This window comes from Sinomonas sp. G460-2, assembly GCF_047759905.1.
Taxonomy (GTDB): domain Bacteria; phylum Actinomycetota; class Actinomycetes; order Actinomycetales; family Micrococcaceae; genus Sinomonas.
This window is the reverse complement of sequence record NZ_JBKZWT010000016.1, coordinates 15,958-31,948: the sequence shown is the minus strand read 5'-3', so window position 1 is coordinate 31,948 and position 15,991 is coordinate 15,958. Positions and strand designations below refer to the sequence as shown.

Genomic DNA, 15,991 nt, shown 5'->3' with positions numbered 1-15,991 from the left:
CGCGCAGTTCTCCGGCCGCGCACGCGTCACGAGCTCGGCGAGGACCTCTTCGTCGACGGCCGGGGCGAGGTCGATCGGTTCAGGCCGCGCGCTCCGGAAGACGGCTCTTGCGAGCTCTGCCGCCGTCGGCCGATCTCGCGGATCGTCGGCGAGCGCGGCATCGATGGCCGTGGCAAGCTCGGGCGGAACATCTTCACGAAGCAGCGTGAGGGGCGGTCGTTCCGGCGTGCGGCCGGGCGCACGTCCCGTCAGGCAGAACCACGCCACGGCACCCAGCCCGTGGACGTCGGCGGCGGGTCGCAACCTCTCGGGCTGGGCGGTGTCCGGGCCGTCGGGCTCCTCGAAGCCCGGCGTCCCGACCAGACAGGACCCCGGGTCTCCGACGAGTCGCGCGGAGCCGAGGTCGGCGAGAAGGGGCTTGCCTTGAGCGGTGAAGAGGATATTCCCCGGCGAGACGTCAAGGTGGGTGACGCCCTGGGCATGCAGCGCAGCGAGGGCTTGGGCGATCGGGCCGATCGCGGTCACCGTCTCGCCCACCTCGAGGCGCCCACGAACCCCGACGAGCCGCGCGAGCGACCCGCCCGCCGCATATTCGCTCAGCAGCACGCTCGCCTCGCCATCCGCGTTCTCCGGCGCCACGGTCGCATGGCAGGGCAGGAGATGAGGATGGACCGCGGCGCGCAGAGCTCGCAGCTCTCGCCTCGCCGTCGGGAACGGAGGACCCGATCCCCCGTTACCGCCCCGGCGCCGCACGACCTTTCCCGCGACGAGGCGGCCAGTCCGATGTTCCCGGAGAAGCCACACGTCACCGAAGCCTCCGCGGCCCAGGCGGCGGACGACGTCGTGCCCGGGCACGACGGGCGGTGACGCACCGCCGGACTGCGGCGGTTCCGAGGTGTGTTCCGGTTGGAGCTCCATTCCCCATGTCTACCGGAGCGAGCTGACGTGATAGGCGGTTATCCACAGGCGTTTGAGCACGAGTGATGTGAGTCATCTCATGGCGGCACCCTCCGTGCGGAGGACTAAGCTGGTCCGCATGACTCTTGCGTTCACCCGGCTGGGGTTCGCGCCTGACTACGTCGATTACGCCGCCGGACTCGCGGCGCAACGGCAGCTCCACGACGAGGTGGCAGCCGGTCGGGCCCCCAGCACTGTCCTCCTGCTCGAGCATTCCGCCGTCTACACGGCAGGCAAACGGACCGAGGAGCACGAGCGTCCGCTCGACGGCACGCCGGTCGTTCCTGTGGACCGCGGCGGAAAGCTCACGTGGCACGGCCCGGGCCAGCTCGTCGGCTATCCGATCGTGCGGCTCAAGGAGCCGCGCGGCATCCGGGCGTACGTCGAGTTGCTCGAGGACGTCATGATCACCGTCATCTCGGAGTACGGGATCAAGGCCGAACACGTCGACGGTCGGTCCGGCGTCTGGGTCCGCGCCGACGAGCGGGGCGGGGACCGCAAGATCGCCGCCATCGGCATCAGCGTCCACGACGGCATCACGGGCCACGGCTTCGCGATCAACTGCAGCAACAGCCTCGACCCCTACCAGCAGATCATCGCGTGCGGCATCACCGACGCCGGCACGACGACGATCTCCGCCGAGGCGGGCCGCGAAATCGGGCCGCTGGACATCATCGACCGCATCACCGAGGAACTCGCTCGCCGCTCTGGCGAGTTCGCTGCCGACGATCTCGGCACCGAGGCCCTCACCACCGCTTCCACAACCGAAGGAGCACTCCTGTGACGCTCGCACCCGAGGGGCGCCGAATGCTGCGCATCGAGCAGCGCAATGCCGCGACGCCCGTGGAGCGCAAGCCCGACTGGATCAAGGCAAAGGTCCACATGGGCCCCGAGTTCATCCAGCTCAAGAACCAGGTCAAGAAGGAGGGGCTGCACACGGTCTGCGAGGAGGCCGGCTGCCCCAACATCTTCGAATGCTGGGAGGACAAGGAAGCGACCTTCCTCATCGGCGGCTCCGAGTGCACGCGGCGCTGCGACTTCTGCCAGATCGACACCGGCAAGCCCTCGCCGCTGGACCGCTTCGAGCCCACGAAGGTGGCCCGCTCGGTCCAGTCCATGTCTCTCCGGTACGCGACCGTGACCGGCGTCGCCCGCGACGATCTCGAGGACGAGGGGGCATGGCTCTACGCGGAGACCATCCGCAAGATCCACGAGCTCAACCCGGGCACCGGCGTCGAGATCCTCATCCCGGACTTCTCCGGCAAGCCTGAGCACATCACCGCGATCTGCGAGGCCAAGCCCGAGGTGTTCGCGCACAACGTCGAAACCGTTCCCCGCATTTTCAAGAGCATTCGGCCTGCATTCCGCTACGAGCGCTCGCTCGACGTCATCACGCAGGGCCGCGACCAGGGCATGGTCACGAAGTCCAACCTCATCCTCGGGATGGGCGAGACCCGTGAGGAAGTCTCCCAGGCTCTGCGCGATCTGCACGAGGCTGGCTGCGACCTCATCACCATCACCCAGTACCTGCGCCCTTCGGAGCGGCATCACCCGGTGGACCGCTGGGTCAAGCCGCAGGAATTCGTCGAGCTCTCCCAGGAGGCCGAGGAGATCGGCTTCCTCGGCGTGATGAGCGGACCACTCGTGCGCTCCTCGTACCGCGCCGGCAGGCTCTGGGCGACGGCGATGCGTAAGAAGGGCTGGGAGATCCCGCCGCAGCTCGCCCACATCGAGTCGTCCGGCTCCACGCGCCAGGAGGCTGCGACCCTCCTCGCCGGTCAGAGCAGCTGAGTGGGCCGGCCTCATCGCGCGGCTTGAGCGCCGCCCTTCGGGAGGAGATCCCGGAGGGCGGCGTTTCACTTAGAATTGAAGGACTATGGCGAAGAACCCCTCCACCACGCCCTCGGAGAGCGCTCCGAAGAAGGCGAAGAAGCCCAACAGCTTCCAGCAGATGATTCAGGTCTTCCAGATGACCCGCCGGACGGACCCGAACGTCGTCTGGCTTATGGTGCTGGCGTTCCTTGTCCTTGTGGGCGCGAGCCTCCTCGTCGGCTTCCTGCTCGAGAACTGGGTGACCGGCCTCATCATCGGCATCTTGCTCGGCGTCCTCGCCGCGGTGCTGATCCTGAGCCGCAGGGCCGAGCGCGCGGCGTTCGCTCAGATCGAAGGCCAGCCTGGCGCCTCCGGCGCCGCTCTCAACACGCTGCGCCGCGGCTGGATCGTCGAGGAGCAGCCCGTGGCGATGAACCCCCGCACGCAGGACGTCGTGTTCCGCGCGGTGGGGCGCCCCGGCGTCGTCCTCGTCACGGAGGGTCCCACGAGCCGCGTCCGCGCGCTCGCCGACGGTGAGCGCAAGCGCCTCGCCCGCATCCTGCCCAACGTCCCCATCCACGTGATCGAGTCGGGCCGGGACGAAGGTCAGACCCCCATCGACAAGATCGCCAAGTCGATGCAGAAGCTCAAGCCGGAGCTCACGAAGGTCGAGGTCCAGGCTGTCAACAAGCGCCTCGCCTCGCTCGGCACGCGGCTCCCGATCCCGAAGGGGATCGACCCCACGCGGGTTCGCCCCGACCGCCGCGCGATGCGCGGCCGCTGACGGCCCGACGCCCAGAGACCGCCCCATCGCGCGGGTCAGGCACCGACGACAAGAGGCCCGGACGGTGACGTCCGGGCCTCTTTCGCGATCACTTTCTCACGAGGACGGTCTTCGCGGCCTTGTCGTGCAGGCCCCGCTGGTCGACGTCGAAGACCACGGCCGGAATCACGAGGCAGAGCAGGAGCGTGCGGAGGATCGCCGCGGAGAACCCCGCCGGCCCACCTCCGAGGCGCACCACTTTGAGCCCGAGCAGCCGGTGCCCCAGGCCGTAGCCCACGGTTCCGACCAGGACAATCTGCTCGAGCGCAAAGATGCCGAGCGTCGCGAGCGAGTCGCCGTGGAAGAATGCTGCGGAGATCGCGAGGCACGCCGCCCAATCGACGCACAGTGCGACGACGCGCCGCCCCGGTCGGGCGATCGAGCCAGGGCCGGTCCGCGGAAGGTCCAGGGCGCGCCCCGGATAGTGGCCGGGTTCTGTCGGCGGGCCACTGATCCACGAACTGAAGTCTCTGCGCTCGATCACCGAACAAGTCTAGTTGGCGCACGGTTGGCGATCCCCGTCCGGGCGTCGCCGGGGCCGTCGCGCAACTCCTCGAGGCACCTCACGCGCTTGATCCTGCGCCCGCCGAGCGCCCAGCGCCTGCGAGTGCCGTTCGCGGAGCTGGGAGCGATCGCCGTGGCCCGCACCCGAATCCAGATGTCACAAAAAACTGTCATGACAGTCATTTGTGACGTAGAGTACCCGTATGACGACGACGGAGGAGCGGCTGGCGTACGCGGATCGGGTCGCCGAAGTGTGGGCGTCGCGCTATCGGGTGCCGCCGATCGCGGGACGCATCGCTGGCTACCTGTACGTGTGCGAGCCTGCGGCGCAGGGCATCGACGATCTCGCTGCGGCCCTCCAGGCGAGCCGCAGCGCGGTGGTCGGGAGTGTGAAGGTCCTCGAGCTGCACGGGCTCGTGCGGCGCACGCGCGCCGCGGGTGAGCGCGCCGATCGCGTCCGGCTCGTCTTCGACGAGTCGCGCGGCTTTGACCCGACTCGCTATCGCGAGGCGGCCGAGATCGCGGAGGCCGGGCTCGCGCTGCTGGCCGCAAGTGCCACCGATCAGCGCGCAGTGCTCGAGGGGACCGCGTCCCTCAACGCCTTCCTGGCCGAGCGCATGCCGCAGCTCCTCGAGGAATGGCGGGCCACGCGATGAACAAGATGACGCTGCAGGACGGCCGGATCCTCGCGTGGCACGAGTTCGGGGATGCTGCGGGCGTGCCATGCCTGTTCTTCCCCGGCTCGTCGAGTTCTGGGCTTGCGGGCCGCGGGCTCGACGGGTCCGCGAAGGCCGCCGGCATCCGTCTGCTCGCGATCGATCGACCCGGTCTCGGGCACTCGGATCCTGCGCCGACGCGAACGCTCGCCGAGGTCCCGGACGACATCAGGGAGTTCCTCGATGTGCAGGGCATCGAGCGCGTCGGCGTGCTTGCGCATTCGGCGGGCGGCGCCACGGCGCTCGCCGTGAATTGCCGGCTCCCGGAGCGCGTGACGGCCACCGTGATCGGGGCGGGATCTGGCCCGTACAGCGAGGAGTGGTTCCGTGCGGAGGCGGAGATCCCGGGGATGTCACGCGCGTTCTACGACCTCGCGCTGCGCGCGCCGCGCGTCTTCGGGGCGGTGCTCCAAAGCAGCACTCCGCGGACGGCGAAGGCCATCGGTCGGACTCTCAGCATGATATCTCGCGGCGATTCGCCGGATGCGGTGTACGCGCGGACGCATCCCGAGGAGACGCGGGCGGCGCTCGAGGCGGTCGCGGACGGGTTCCGTCAGGGTTCCCGCGGACCGACCGACGACGCCCGGCTCATATGCCGGCCGTGGGGGTTCCGCCTCGACGACGTCAGCGGGCACGTCGAGTGGTGGCACGGGGAACAGGACGCCAACGTCCGTCCAGCGGCGGGTCGCGCGATCACCTCGCGCCTGCCGGACGTCACCGCGCACTTCGTTGACGGCGGCCACTTCGCGCTGCTCGACGGGACCCACCCCATCTGGGACGCGCTGCGGTGGAGCTGAGTCGGTCGCGGAGGCCGGGTCCGCTCAGAACCGCCGGATCGGGCCACCACTTCGCATAGCATCGTGCCGTGATAACGGCCCTGTTACGCCCAGCACTTTACTGGCCGCCGCCGCACGGCCTAGCGTAGGGCGCGATGGCGTGGATGTAACCTCGCCGAAACAATGTGGACACTGCCGGGAAACTCCGCGTTCGTAGGCTAGGTGCCGTTGCAGCACGGCGCCTGCCGCGCGGCCATCATTGCCTGCGCGCCGTTCGCGCCCGGTGCGTGCCATTCCGATCTGTAAGGAGAACAGATGTTCAAGTCTGCGGAGGAAGTCCTCAAGTTCATCAAGGACGAGGACGTCAAGTTCGTCGACATCCGCTTCACCGACCTCCCCGGTGTTCAGCAGCACTTCAACGTTCCCGCAAAGACCGTTGACGAGGACTTCTTCGTGAACGGCCAGCTGTTCGACGGCTCGTCTATCCGCGGCTTCCAGGGCATCGCCGAGTCGGACATGCAGCTCATCCCGGACGTGACGACGGCCTATGTCGACCCGTTCCGCGTTGAGAAGACGCTCGCGCTCAACTTCTCGATCGTCAACCCGCGCACGGGCGAGCCGTACCACCGCGACCCGCGTGGCGTGGCCGAGCGCGCCGAGGCCTACCTCGCCTCCACGGGCATCGCCGACACCGCGTTCTTCGCGCCGGAGGCCGAGTTCTACGTCTTCGACAACGTTCAGTTCGAGTCGTCGCCGCAGGGCTCCTTCTACAAGGTCGACTCGATCGAGGCCCCGTGGAACTCCGGCCGTGAGGAAGAGGGCGGCAACCTGGGCAACAAGACCCCCTTCAAGGGCGGCTACTTCCCCGTCGCGCCGATCGACCACCAGGCCGACCTCCGCGACGCCATGGTCCTCAACCTCGACGCCGTGGGCCTCGAGGTGGAGCGCTCGCACCACGAGGTCGGGGCCGCTGGCCAGGCCGAGATCAACTACCGCTTCGCGACGCTCGTCCGCGCCGCGGACGATCTGCAGAAGTTCAAGTACGTCATCAAGAACACGGCGACCGAGTGGGGCAAGGCCGTCACGTTCATGCCGAAGCCGATCTTCGGCGACAACGGCTCGGGCATGCACTGCCACCAGTCGCTGTGGAACGGCTCCGAGCCGCTCTTCTACGACGAGAAGGGCTACGCGAACCTTTCCGACGTGGCTCGCTGGTACATCGGCGGCCTGCTCAAGCATGCCTCGGCCGTCCTCGCGTTCACGAACCCGACCGTGAACTCGTACAAGCGCCTCGTGAAGGGCTTCGAGGCCCCGGTCAACATGGTCTACTCGCAGGGCAACCGCTCGGCCGGTATCCGCATCCCGATCACGGGCACGAACCCGAAGGCCAAGCGCATCGAGTTCCGCGCGCCGGACCCGTCGTCGAACCCGTACCTCGCCTTCGCCGCCCAGCTCATGGCGGGCATCGACGGCATTCGCAACCGCATCGAGCCGCCGGCCCCGATCGACAAGGACCTCTACGAGCTGCCGGCCGAGGAGGCCAAGGACATCCCCAAGGCTCCGGGTTCTCTCGAGGAGGCGCTCGACGCCCTCGAGGCCGACAACGAGTTCCTCCAGGCGGGCGGCGTGTTCACGCAGGACCTCATCGAGACCTGGGTCGCGTACAAGCGCGAGAAGGAAATCGCTCCGCTGTCGCTCCGCCCGAACCCGTACGAGTTCGAGCTCTACTTCGGGGTCTGATCCCGAACTGACAAGGGCATAGCCCCACAAGGGAGTCCGCACGGGCCGCACGCATGAATTGCGTGACGGTTCGTGCGGACTCTTCGTTGTCCGGCAATATTCGGCGTCCGAGGCGCGAGCAACGTGTTGTCGCGGGGCAAAAGGCAACGGCTGACAGTCCGTGTGAGACTTGCGGCATGATGCCCACCCCACAGGACGAACTCGCCGTCCAGCGCGCCTACGATCAAGTCGCGGACACCTATGCGAACCATTTCCGGTCGACCGAACCAGAGCTGCCTGTTGACCTCGGGATGATCGAGCTTTTTGCCTCATTCCTGCCGAGCGGCAAGCGGGTCTTGGACGCAGGATGCGGCGCGGGGCGCATGATGCCGGTGCTTGAGACTTTCGGCTGTCAGGTCGAAGGAATAGACCTCTCGCCCGAGATGATTCGCCGGGCTCAGCAGGACCACCCTTCGTTTCCGTCGCAAGTGGCCTCGATCAGTGCCCTTCCCTTCCCGGACGGATCCTTCGATGGGGTCTTCTCGTGGTACTCAACGATCCATAGCCCTGGCCCAGACCTTCCGCGCATCCTGGCCGAGGCCCGCCGCGTCCTTCGACCCGCGGGGCTGCTCCTGGTCGCCTTCCAAACCGGTCAGGGCGTACGGGATCTCTCCGAGGCCTACCGCCGACTCGGGCACAACATCACCCTTCGGCGCTACGACCGGACCCCGGAGGGCCTCGGCCGACTCCTCACTTCAGCAAGCATGACTGAGGTGGCACGCCTCGAGCGTGCCGCGGCCTCCCATGAGCGCACGGGTCAGGCCGTGCTCATCGCGAGGGTGTAGCTCAGTCTTCGCCGGTGAGCCAAGTCCGGACCGACCACGACGCGACAACGCCCTCGGTGACGAACGGATCGTCCGCGGCGAACTCCTCAGCCGCCTCCCGGGTCGCGAAGACATTCATGGCGCCCGGCTGGCCAGGAGACGAATCCGCGAAGGGCCCGGTCAACAGCAATTGATCGGGCCGCTGCGCCCGAAACGACGCGGTGTACGCATGGTGCGCCGGGAAGACCTCTGGCACTCGAGCGCGGCCTTCGTCCCCGGAGAAATAGAGCAGGACGAATCTCTCAGTCCATTGCGGCGTGCCAGTCATGCCCTCATTCTCCTAAGACCCGGCCCAAACGCCCAACTGCGAAACGCCTATGCCTTCCCCGGGATCGCCGCTGCGAACCGGGTGCGCTCAGCCGCGGGAGATCTTCACTGTAGGTCCATCCATCCCCGGCCCCGCACCCACCTCGTCACCTCGAGAGCGTCGCCGTAGACGCTGGTCGTGATGATCGCGATATTTGTGGTTCTCTGCTCCACAGTTTCAGAACCGATCAATTCGGTGGCCCTGCGTTTGGCCTCGGCTCGCGTCCGGGCGTCAAAGCGGAAAGGAATTGAACGATTGCGATCCGCTGTTCCACCTGACGGCGCATAGATGCAGGTGATCTCAAAAGTCGGCATGTAGTCCCCCTCATACTCCGAACCAACCATCGGGACAGATTCGACGTCTGTCCCCGCAGCGAGATTACTTCCGCGAGAGCACGGTTCGCTAGGCGATGGATAGCTATCAATTTGCGTGAGGCCAAAGGGCACTGCCCGGCGGTGCCGACCGATGCTAAGTTGTCGCGCAGGGGGCCAGCGGGTGCCTGGCATTCGCGTGAGGGGTAGCCGATATATGGAATGGAATGCGCGGCAGCATCAAGCTGCGGGCTTCGTGCCGCACCGCCGAAGGGCGTCACTCGTCTCCACCCTCAGCAGGATGGACCCCGCACTTGCCTCCGTCGCGGCACTGGGCATCAGCACCGTGGTGGGTGCCCTGCTGCTCGTTGTGACGTTCGCGGTCATCGCCGGCTTCACCACCGGCCGTACCGGCGGAGGCACCACGGCGAGCGGGACGTTCTCGGCCACCATCCGCAACGACACCTCGCAGGCCGTCTATCTCATCGAGTGCGAGGAAGACTGCACAACCTTCCTGACGGGCGAACGCCTCGCCCCGCAGGCGGGTACCCGTGTGGGCGCCTCGAGTGACGACGTGCCCCAGTGGTATCTCGTCGTTGACGACGGCGGGTCCCGGCTTGGGTGCCTCAACCTCCACTACGATCACGTGATCAAGAACCTCACTGTCAGGATCTCAAGTGTCGGCTCCTGCCCCGACGGAACCCCAACCTCCATCACGACGCCGCGGCGCGACGCGTGATGGGTCTTTTGGACCTAGACAGAACTTTCTGTCTATCGCTACGTTTCAAGGGTGAGCCAGACCATCGCCGACGGCAGAACCGTCGATGACGAGTGCCTTCCGCCGCAAGCGGACCGAGAATGGCCGGTTGGAAGCCAAGTATTGGCAATGATCGGCACACTGCTTGAGACGCCGGGACTCGGCGACGTCGATCGGGCCACCCTCCGCAGCCTCCTCGAAAGATACGGGGCCGAGCACCCGTAGCCGCCCCTCCGCGCAAGCCAACGCGTCACACCGGGTCACGTGCCACCGGCCGCTCCGGGCCGGGATATGGTATGGCTCGGCATGGCAAGCTGGGGCTCAGAACGGCCGATGCGTCCGCTGGGCAACGCGCGAACGGGAGCGGACATGAACGATCCGTGGCAGGCGGGGGCCGCCAGTCCTGTGCGCCCGCCTCGTGCCCGTCGCCGGTCAGAATTCATGGTGCAGACGCCCGTGCCCCTCCCCCCACTCGGTGTTGGACGAAGGTTCCGGATGCGGGAGCGCCAGCCGCGGGCCGTCGCCATCCTCGTCATCGCCCTGGCCCTCGCACCGGCCGTTGGCCTCGTCTACGCGGGGCAGCTGGCAGTGGACTTCGCGAGCGGCGTCCACCGCTCGGACGCGCTCGCGCAAGCCCTCTCAGACTCATCCCTGCCCGCGCTCCCGCGACGGACCAGTGGGACCGACATCCTCGTGATGGGCATCGACTCGAGGCTCGACGCGAGCGGGAGGCCCGTCCCGGCCGATGCGTTCGGCGCACTTCATCCGAGCGACGGCGACGTGGCCGGCTACAGCGCGAGCGTGCTCATGCTGGTTCACTTCCCGACGGACGGTTCGCGGCCGACGGTCACCTCGATTCCCCGCGAGGCAACGGTCGAGACCGCGGGCTTCTCCGGGGCCGGGTTCAGGGCCAAGCTCAAAGACGCCTACGGCTACGGCTTCGCAGCGCAGCGAACTGCGCTCACCGCGGCGGGCACGCCCTACGACGAGGCCTCGTACCTCGCGGCGCGCGACGCCGGGCGCCGGGCCGAGATCGCGACCGTCACGAAGCTTCTGGGGACGGTCCGCATCGACCACTTCGTCGAGGTCACCATGGCGGCGTTCTACCAGGCAGCCCAGGCCCTCACCCCGGCATCCCGATGCGCCACCCGGCCCGTTGTCGATGAGGCGGCTCAGCAGGCCTTCATCCTCTCGGTACTCCACGAGGTCAAGCAGCCGGCCTCGTTCACCAACCCCGCGGCGATGAAGTCCGTGCTCGAGGCCGCCGGCAGGAACCTGACGGTCGACTCCGGCATGGACCTCGAACAAGTGACCCGGGACGCGTCGTGGCTCTCGAGTGGCAATCTGACCTACACGACGCTGGCCAGCGGCGGACCGGCACGGGCTGCCAACGTGACATCGGTCACTACCGTCGGCCTCAACATCGCTGCCGCCACGGCCAACGTGCTCCCTTGCGCCGAATAGCACAGCGCAACGTCGGCCTCTTTGCGTGTCGGCTTTTACATGTACAGCACTAGGGCGATACGGTGATCCGGCGCACACGATCCCGCTGGGCGAGTGTGCGCCGGCGCGCCCGGTCCATAACGGGCAGAGCACCGGGCGCGCCGCTTACCCCTACTCGCCAGCGCGAGGGCGGTCAGCCCGCGAGCGTCGTGAGGATGGCGACGGCGTCCCCCACGGCCGTCACGTCGTGGCTCGGCCCTGGCAGCACCGCGAGCTGCCCCGCCTCGAGCCTCGTCTCCTCCTCGCCGGAACTCACGACAAGGGAGCCCGAGAGCACGTGCAGCGTGGCCGACTCGGGCTTCGCGTGCTCGCCCAGGGACTCGCCGTCGAGGATGGCCAGGAGCGTGTGGCGAAGCCGCCCGTCATGAGTCAGCGCCCGGGCGCTGCGGCCGTGAGGATTCGCGCGGGCCCGCTCGAGCTCCTCGGCGGCGATGCGCGCCACGTCGATCAGACCGTGGTTCATGATCCCATCCCTCCCTCACGGCGGTCCCGGACCTCACCGGCCGGCCGCGTAGAACCTCTCCTCGAATACGTGCCGCGCGCGGCGCGTGAGCTGAAGGTACCGCTGCTCGAGCGCCGTAGCCTGGCCGGGTGCGTAGCCGCACCATCGGGCGACCGCCTCGAGGTCCCGCCGCGACGAGGGCAGGACGTCGGAGGCGCGCCCGGTCCACACGACGTTCGCGCTGCGGATGCGGCTCGCGAGGCGCCACGTGTCTGCGAGAAGGATCGCCTCGCCGTCGCTCAAGTACCCCAGCGCGGCTGCCGCTCGCAGGGCGGGGAGCGTCGCCGTCGTCCGCAGCTCGGGACTCTCCCCCGCGTGCTGGAGCTGGATGAACTGGACGAGCCACTCGACGTCGCTGAGGCCGCCCCGGCCGAGCTTGAGGTGTCGGGCTGGGTCGGCGCCGCGCGGAAGCCGCTCCGCCTCGACGCGGGCCTTGATGCGCCGAATCTCGGTCACGTCCGGCCCGGGCAGCTCGGACGGGTACCGCACGCTGTCGGCGAGGGCCATGAAGTCGGCAGCGAGCGCATCGTCGCCCGCCATCGGGCGCGCACGGAGCAGGGCCTGCCACTCCCACACGAGCGCCCAGCGGCGGTAGTACTCGGCGAACGACTCGAGCGATCGCACGAGCGGCCCCGACTTGCCCTCGGGACGCAGGTCGGCGTCGAGCTGCAGCACGCGCTCGGCGCGCACGGCGGGCTTGAGCGGCTGGGTCAGGAGCCCGGACAGCGCCGTCACCATCTCGGTGGCCTGGCGCTGCGCCGCGGCGGGATCCGCGCCAGGGAGGGGCCGGTGCACGTACATGACGTCCGCATCGGAGCCGTAGCCAATCTCGCGGCCGCCCTGCCGCCCCATCGCAACGACGAGCACGTGCGTCAGGAGGGGTCCGTGGGCGGCCGCCTGGTCCTCGGCGACGCGGAGCGCCCCCAGCACCGCGGCCTGGTCCGCATCCGCGAGGGCCCAGCCCACCTCGTCCTGGCTGAGCAGGCCCGCACTGTCCGCAATCGCGATGCGCAGGATCTCGCGACGCCGGATGAGGCGGATGAGCCGCATGCGAGCGGTCGGATCGTCGTGGCGCGAGATCTTCGATTGGATCTCCTGCCATTGGGCCTCGAGCGGAACAGGTGTGAGGTCCTTGTCCTGCCCGAGCCACGCGACGGACTCGGGCGAGACCTCGAGGAGATCCGCGATGAGCCGGGAGTCCGCGAGCACGCGGCACAAGCGCTCCGCGGCCGCCGCGGAGTCCCGCAGCATGCCGAGATACCAGTGGGTCGTGCCGAGGGTCTCGCTCACGCGCCGGAATGCGAGCAGCCCAGCGTCCGGATCGACGCCCTGCGCGAGCCAGTCGAGCAGCACCGGGAGGAGCTGGCGCTGGAGCGCTGCCCGGCGGCTCACGCCGGCGGTGAGCGCCTCGATGTGCCGCATGGCGCCCTGTGGATCGCGGTAGCCCAGCGCGGCGAGCCGCCCCTGAGCGGCCTCGGGCGAGAGCTTGGCGTCCTCGGGGCTCATGTTGGCCACGGCATTGAGGAGGGGCCGGTAGAAGATGCGCTCGTGCAGTTCGCGCACGCTGCGCTTGGTGCGGTGCCACGACTCGAGGAGCGATTCGGGCGAGGCCTTGGCCGAGTCCATGACGCCCTGGACGGCCCGGGCGAGCGCGCGCAGCGCGTCCTCCTTGACCGGCATGAGGTGCGTTCTCCGGAGGTGAGCGAGCTGGATGCGGTGCTCGAGCAGCCTCAGGCGCCGGTAGGACGCGTCGAACTCGGCTGCCGCGGTGCGGCCGATGTACCCGCCTGCGGCGAGCGCGGCGATCGCCGACGTCGTGTCCCGCACGCGCAGCGACTCGTCGGTGCGGCCGTGCACGAGCTGAAGGAGCTGGACCGTGAACTCGACGTCGCGGAGGCCGCCCGAACCGAGCTTGATCTGCCGGTCCGCCTCCGCGGGCGGGATGTGCTCCGTGACGCGGCGCCGCATGGCCTGGACGGACTCGACGAAGCCGTCGCGCCCCGCTGATGCCCACACGAGCGGCGCCACGGAGTCCTCGTAGCGGCGGCCGAGGTCGCCGTCGCCCGCGATGCAGCGGGCCTTGAGCAGGGCCTGGAACTCCCAGCTCTGCGCCCACCTCGCGTAGTAGGCAAGGTGCGAGTCGAGCGTCCGCACGAGCGGTCCGTCTTTGCCCTCGGGCCGCAGGTTCGCGTCGACCTGCCACAGCGCGGGCTCGCGTGACATGCCCCAGACGGCCCGCGTGAGCCCCGTGGCGAGCGCCGTCCCGATCTTCACCGCCAAGGCATCGTCGACGCCGTCCGTCGCTCGCGCGTCCACGTCTGCGACGTAGATGACGTCAACGTCGGAGATGTAGTTGAGCTCCCGCGCACCGCACTTTCCCATCCCGATGACGGAAAAGGCGACGGCGCCAACCTCCCGTGCACCGAACGTCGCCGCCGCTTCGGCGCGGGCGACGGCGAGCCCCGCCTCGAGCGCGGCGGCCGCGAGGTCCGCGAGCTCGGCCGCGGCGGTGGGCAGATAGTCAGTCGGCGACGCCGCGCCGAGATCTCGGATCGCGAGCTCGCACAGGTGGCGGCGATAGCGGACCCGGAGGGCCTCGTAGGCGTCCGCTCCGGTCCGCGAGGCGACGGGCCGTCTCGCGGCGGGATCCGCCCCGACCGAGCGGAGGAGCGACGCGCGGAGCAGAGCGGGATTCGCCCCGGAGGGCTCGGCGGACGGCACCGCGTCGAAGACGTCGACGTGCTCGGGCCTCCGGATGAGGAACTCCGCAAGCGCCTCGGAGGCCCCGAGAAGGCGGAACAGCGGCTCGCTCCGGGAGAGGCCTGCCTCGACGATCGCGCGGAGGCGCGGGTCCTTCTCGAGCAGCCGCACGAGCGCGACGAGGGCTGCGTCCGGGTCCGGGGCTACCGAGAGCCCCTCGAGCAGCACGTCCTCGTCGATCCCCGCGAGCTCCGGGGCGGCGAGGAACCGCTCGGCGCGCTCGGGATCCGACGAACCGAGGGCGATGAGCCGTCGGGCGAGGCTGGGCGCCATGGCGGCCTAGAGGATGCTCAGATTACGGTGCAGCTCGTAGGGAGTGACCTCGAGGCGGTACTCGTTCCACTCCTGGCGCTTGTTGCGGAGGAAGTGCTCGAACACCTGCTCCCCGAGGATCTGGGCCATGAGCTCGGAGTCCTCCATCGAGCCGATCGCGTCGTGAAGGCTCGCCGGCAGCGGGGAGTGGCCGAGCACGCGGCGCTCCGCCGAGGTGAGCGACGCGATGTCGTCCTCTGCCGCGGGCGGCAGCTCGTACTCCTCCTCGATGCCCTTGAGCCCCGCTCCGAGCAGGACCGCGTAGGAGAGGTACGGGTTGGTCGCCGAGTCGATGCCGCGATACTCGACGCGCGCGGACTGGCCCTTCCCAGGTTTGTAGAGCGGGACGCGCACGAGCGCCGAACGGTTGTTGTGGCCCCAGCTCAGATAGCTCGGCGCCTCGCCGCCGCCCCATAGGCGCTTGTACGAGTTGACGAACTGGTTCGTGACGGCCGTGAACTCGTTCGCGTGCCGCAGGAGGCCCGCGATGAAATGGCGAGCCGTCTTCGACAGCTGGAACTGGGCACCTGGCTCATGGAACGCGTTCGAGTCCCCCTCGAAGAGCGAGAAATGCGTGTGCATGCCGGAGCCGGGGTGGACCGTGAACGGCTTGGGCATGAACGTCGCGTACGCGCCCTGCTGGATCGCGACCTCCTTGACGACGGTGCGGAACGTCATGATGTTGTCCGCGGTCTGGAGCGCGTCCGCGTAGCGCAGGTCGATCTCGTTCTGCCCCGGCCCGCCCTCGTGGTGGCTGAACTCGACCGAGATCCCCACGGATTCGAGCATGTTCACGACAGTCCGGCGGAAGTCCTGCGCGACACCGCCCGGAACGTGGTCGAAGTAGCCGCCTTGGTCGATCGGGAGCGGAGCGCCGTCCGGGCCGAGCCGGTCCGACTGGAGCAGGTAGAACTCAATCTCGGGATGCGTGTAGCACGTGAAGCCCATCTCGGCCGCCTTCGCGAGCGTCCGCTTGAGGACATTGCGGGGGTCCGCGAGGGAGGGCTCGCCGTCGGGCGTCAGGATGTCGCAGAACATGCGGGACGTGGGCTCCGTCTCCCCGCGCCACGGGAGGATCTGGAACGTCGAGGGATCGGGCTGCAGGAGCATGTCCGACTCGGAGACGCGGGCCAAGCCCTCGATCGACGAACCGTCGAAGCCGAGTCCCTCCTCGAAGGCGCCCTCCACCTCGGCCGGGGCCAGCGCAACGGACTTGAGCGAGCCGACGACGTCGGTGAACCACAGTCGGACAAAGCGGACGTCGCGTTCCTCAATGGTGCGGAGCACGAATTCCTGCTGACGGTTCATGAAAGGTCTCCCTTGCGAGTTCAGGCCCTTGCGCGCTTCC

General features: G+C 68.7%; 16 protein-coding genes. 9 read left to right on the top strand and 7 right to left on the bottom strand.

The features are described from left to right. Nucleotides 1–918, bottom strand: a 918-nt coding sequence (locus ACLN58_RS03675; protein WP_415853927.1) for a serine/threonine-protein kinase, incomplete at its 3' end; no start/stop codon positions are given. 79 nt (nucleotides 919–997) lie between these two features. Between ACLN58_RS03675 and lipB the strand changes: the two genes are divergently transcribed. The 3 genes from lipB (at nucleotide 998) to ACLN58_RS03660 (ending at nucleotide 3,553) form a co-directional block, all read left to right on the top strand. After that, nucleotides 998–1,741, top strand: a complete 744-nt coding sequence (lipB, locus tag ACLN58_RS03670) for a lipoyl(octanoyl) transferase LipB (protein WP_415853926.1) — start codon at nucleotides 998–1,000, stop codon at nucleotides 1,739–1,741. Further along, nucleotides 1,738–2,748 (top strand): lipoyl synthase, encoded by a 1,011-nt coding sequence (gene lipA, locus ACLN58_RS03665; protein WP_415853925.1) that lies wholly within the window; start codon nucleotides 1,738–1,740, stop codon nucleotides 2,746–2,748. The genes lipB and lipA overlap by 4 nt, the downstream gene beginning before the upstream one ends. 85 nt (nucleotides 2,749–2,833) lie before the next feature. Beyond that, nucleotides 2,834–3,553 carry a DUF4191 domain-containing protein gene (locus ACLN58_RS03660; RefSeq protein ID WP_415853924.1) on the top strand — a complete coding sequence of 240 codons (720 nt, stop codon included), beginning with the start codon at nucleotides 2,834–2,836 and terminating at the stop codon, nucleotides 3,551–3,553. Nucleotides 3,554–3,641: 88 nt separating this feature from the next. Here the strand turns inward: ACLN58_RS03660 and ACLN58_RS03655 are convergent, their stop codons facing one another. Beyond that, entirely contained in the window at nucleotides 3,642–4,076 is a 435-nt protein-coding gene (locus ACLN58_RS03655; RefSeq protein ID WP_415853923.1) for an RDD family protein, read from the bottom strand. A gap of 223 nt (nucleotides 4,077–4,299) precedes the next feature. Between ACLN58_RS03655 and ACLN58_RS03650 the strand changes: the two genes are divergently transcribed. The 4 genes from ACLN58_RS03650 to ACLN58_RS03635 all read left to right on the top strand — a co-directional run bounded on the left by ACLN58_RS03650 (nucleotide 4,300) and on the right by ACLN58_RS03635 (nucleotide 8,152). Then, nucleotides 4,300–4,752 (top strand): GbsR/MarR family transcriptional regulator, encoded by a 453-nt coding sequence (locus ACLN58_RS03650; protein WP_415853922.1) that lies wholly within the window; start codon nucleotides 4,300–4,302, stop codon nucleotides 4,750–4,752. Further along, the gene (locus ACLN58_RS03645; protein ID WP_415853921.1) at nucleotides 4,749–5,609 is read left to right on the top strand and encodes an alpha/beta fold hydrolase; all 861 of its coding nucleotides are present in this window, start codon (nucleotides 4,749–4,751) and stop codon (nucleotides 5,607–5,609) included. Before ACLN58_RS03650 ends, ACLN58_RS03645 begins: the two co-directional genes overlap by 4 nt. A 294-nt stretch (nucleotides 5,610–5,903) precedes the next feature. Further along, nucleotides 5,904–7,328 (top strand): type I glutamate--ammonia ligase, encoded by a 1,425-nt coding sequence (gene glnA / locus ACLN58_RS03640; protein ID WP_415853920.1) that lies wholly within the window; start codon nucleotides 5,904–5,906, stop codon nucleotides 7,326–7,328. A 176-nt stretch (nucleotides 7,329–7,504) separates the two neighbouring features. Further along, complete coding sequence (locus ACLN58_RS03635) at nucleotides 7,505–8,152, top strand: class I SAM-dependent methyltransferase (protein WP_415853919.1); 648 nt, start codon at nucleotides 7,505–7,507, stop codon at nucleotides 8,150–8,152. Between the two features lies 1 nt (nucleotide 8,153). Here ACLN58_RS03635 and ACLN58_RS03630 read toward each other — a convergent pair whose 3' ends face one another. Further along, on the bottom strand, nucleotides 8,154–8,459 hold the full coding sequence (locus ACLN58_RS03630; RefSeq protein ID WP_415853918.1) for a YciI family protein: 306 nt from the start codon (nucleotides 8,457–8,459) through the stop codon (nucleotides 8,154–8,156). A gap of 104 nt (nucleotides 8,460–8,563) precedes the next feature. Next, entirely contained in the window at nucleotides 8,564–8,812 is a 249-nt protein-coding gene (locus tag ACLN58_RS03625) for a hypothetical protein (RefSeq protein ID WP_415853917.1), read from the bottom strand. Between the two features lie 298 nt (nucleotides 8,813–9,110). Between ACLN58_RS03625 and ACLN58_RS03620 the strand changes: the two genes are divergently transcribed. Both ACLN58_RS03620 and ACLN58_RS03615 read left to right on the top strand, forming a co-directional pair. Beyond that, nucleotides 9,111–9,548, top strand: a complete 438-nt coding sequence (locus tag ACLN58_RS03620; RefSeq protein WP_415853916.1) for a hypothetical protein — start codon at nucleotides 9,111–9,113, stop codon at nucleotides 9,546–9,548. A 513-nt stretch (nucleotides 9,549–10,061) separates the two neighbouring features. Continuing rightward, nucleotides 10,062–11,030: an LCP family protein gene (locus ACLN58_RS03615; RefSeq protein ID WP_415853915.1), complete on the top strand. Its 969-nt coding sequence runs from the start codon at nucleotides 10,062–10,064 to the stop codon at nucleotides 11,028–11,030. A gap of 172 nt (nucleotides 11,031–11,202) precedes the next feature. On the opposite strand, the gene ACLN58_RS03610 is transcribed toward ACLN58_RS03615, so the two are convergent. Genes ACLN58_RS03610 through ACLN58_RS03600 form a run of 3 tightly spaced genes read right to left on the bottom strand, consistent with a single transcriptional unit; the run spans nucleotide 11,203 to nucleotide 15,951 of the window. Further along, entirely contained in the window at nucleotides 11,203–11,532 is a 330-nt protein-coding gene (locus tag ACLN58_RS03610) for a cupin domain-containing protein (RefSeq protein ID WP_415853914.1), read from the bottom strand. A 33-nt stretch (nucleotides 11,533–11,565) separates the two neighbouring features. After that, a complete protein-coding gene (locus ACLN58_RS03605) occupies nucleotides 11,566–14,604 on the bottom strand; it encodes a bifunctional [glutamine synthetase] adenylyltransferase/[glutamine synthetase]-adenylyl-L-tyrosine phosphorylase (RefSeq protein WP_415853913.1) in 3,039 nt (1,012 codons plus the stop codon). A gap of 6 nt (nucleotides 14,605–14,610) precedes the next feature. Further along, entirely contained in the window at nucleotides 14,611–15,951 is a 1,341-nt protein-coding gene (locus ACLN58_RS03600) for a glutamine synthetase family protein (protein WP_415853912.1), read from the bottom strand. Nucleotides 15,952–15,991 lie beyond the last annotated feature (40 nt).

What these genes read in the sequence shown, in the direction of transcription:
- lipB (WP_415853926.1), top strand. Translation starts at nt 998, where the DNA reads ATGGCGGCACCCTCCGTGCGGAGGACTAAGCTGGTCCGCATGACTCTT.
- ACLN58_RS03660 (WP_415853924.1), top strand. Translation starts at nt 2,834, where the DNA reads ATGGCGAAGAACCCCTCCACCACGCCCTCGGAGAGCGCTCCGAAGAAG.
- ACLN58_RS03650 (WP_415853922.1), top strand. Translation starts at nt 4,300, where the DNA reads ATGACGACGACGGAGGAGCGGCTGGCGTACGCGGATCGGGTCGCCGAA.
- ACLN58_RS03645 (WP_415853921.1), top strand. Translation starts at nt 4,749, where the DNA reads ATGAACAAGATGACGCTGCAGGACGGCCGGATCCTCGCGTGGCACGAG.
- glnA (WP_415853920.1), top strand. Translation starts at nt 5,904, where the DNA reads ATGTTCAAGTCTGCGGAGGAAGTCCTCAAGTTCATCAAGGACGAGGAC.
- ACLN58_RS03635 (WP_415853919.1), top strand. Translation starts at nt 7,505, where the DNA reads ATGATGCCCACCCCACAGGACGAACTCGCCGTCCAGCGCGCCTACGAT.
- ACLN58_RS03630 (WP_415853918.1), bottom strand. Translation starts at nt 8,459, where the DNA reads ATGACTGGCACGCCGCAATGGACTGAGAGATTCGTCCTGCTCTATTTC.
- ACLN58_RS03625 (WP_415853917.1), bottom strand. Translation starts at nt 8,812, where the DNA reads ATGCCGACTTTTGAGATCACCTGCATCTATGCGCCGTCAGGTGGAACA.
- ACLN58_RS03620 (WP_415853916.1), top strand. Translation starts at nt 9,111, where the DNA reads ATGGACCCCGCACTTGCCTCCGTCGCGGCACTGGGCATCAGCACCGTG.
- ACLN58_RS03615 (WP_415853915.1), top strand. Translation starts at nt 10,062, where the DNA reads ATGCGGGAGCGCCAGCCGCGGGCCGTCGCCATCCTCGTCATCGCCCTG.
- ACLN58_RS03610 (WP_415853914.1), bottom strand. Translation starts at nt 11,532, where the DNA reads ATGAACCACGGTCTGATCGACGTGGCGCGCATCGCCGCCGAGGAGCTC.
- ACLN58_RS03605 (WP_415853913.1), bottom strand. Translation starts at nt 14,604, where the DNA reads ATGGCGCCCAGCCTCGCCCGACGGCTCATCGCCCTCGGTTCGTCGGAT.
- ACLN58_RS03600 (WP_415853912.1), bottom strand. Translation starts at nt 15,951, where the DNA reads ATGAACCGTCAGCAGGAATTCGTGCTCCGCACCATTGAGGAACGCGAC.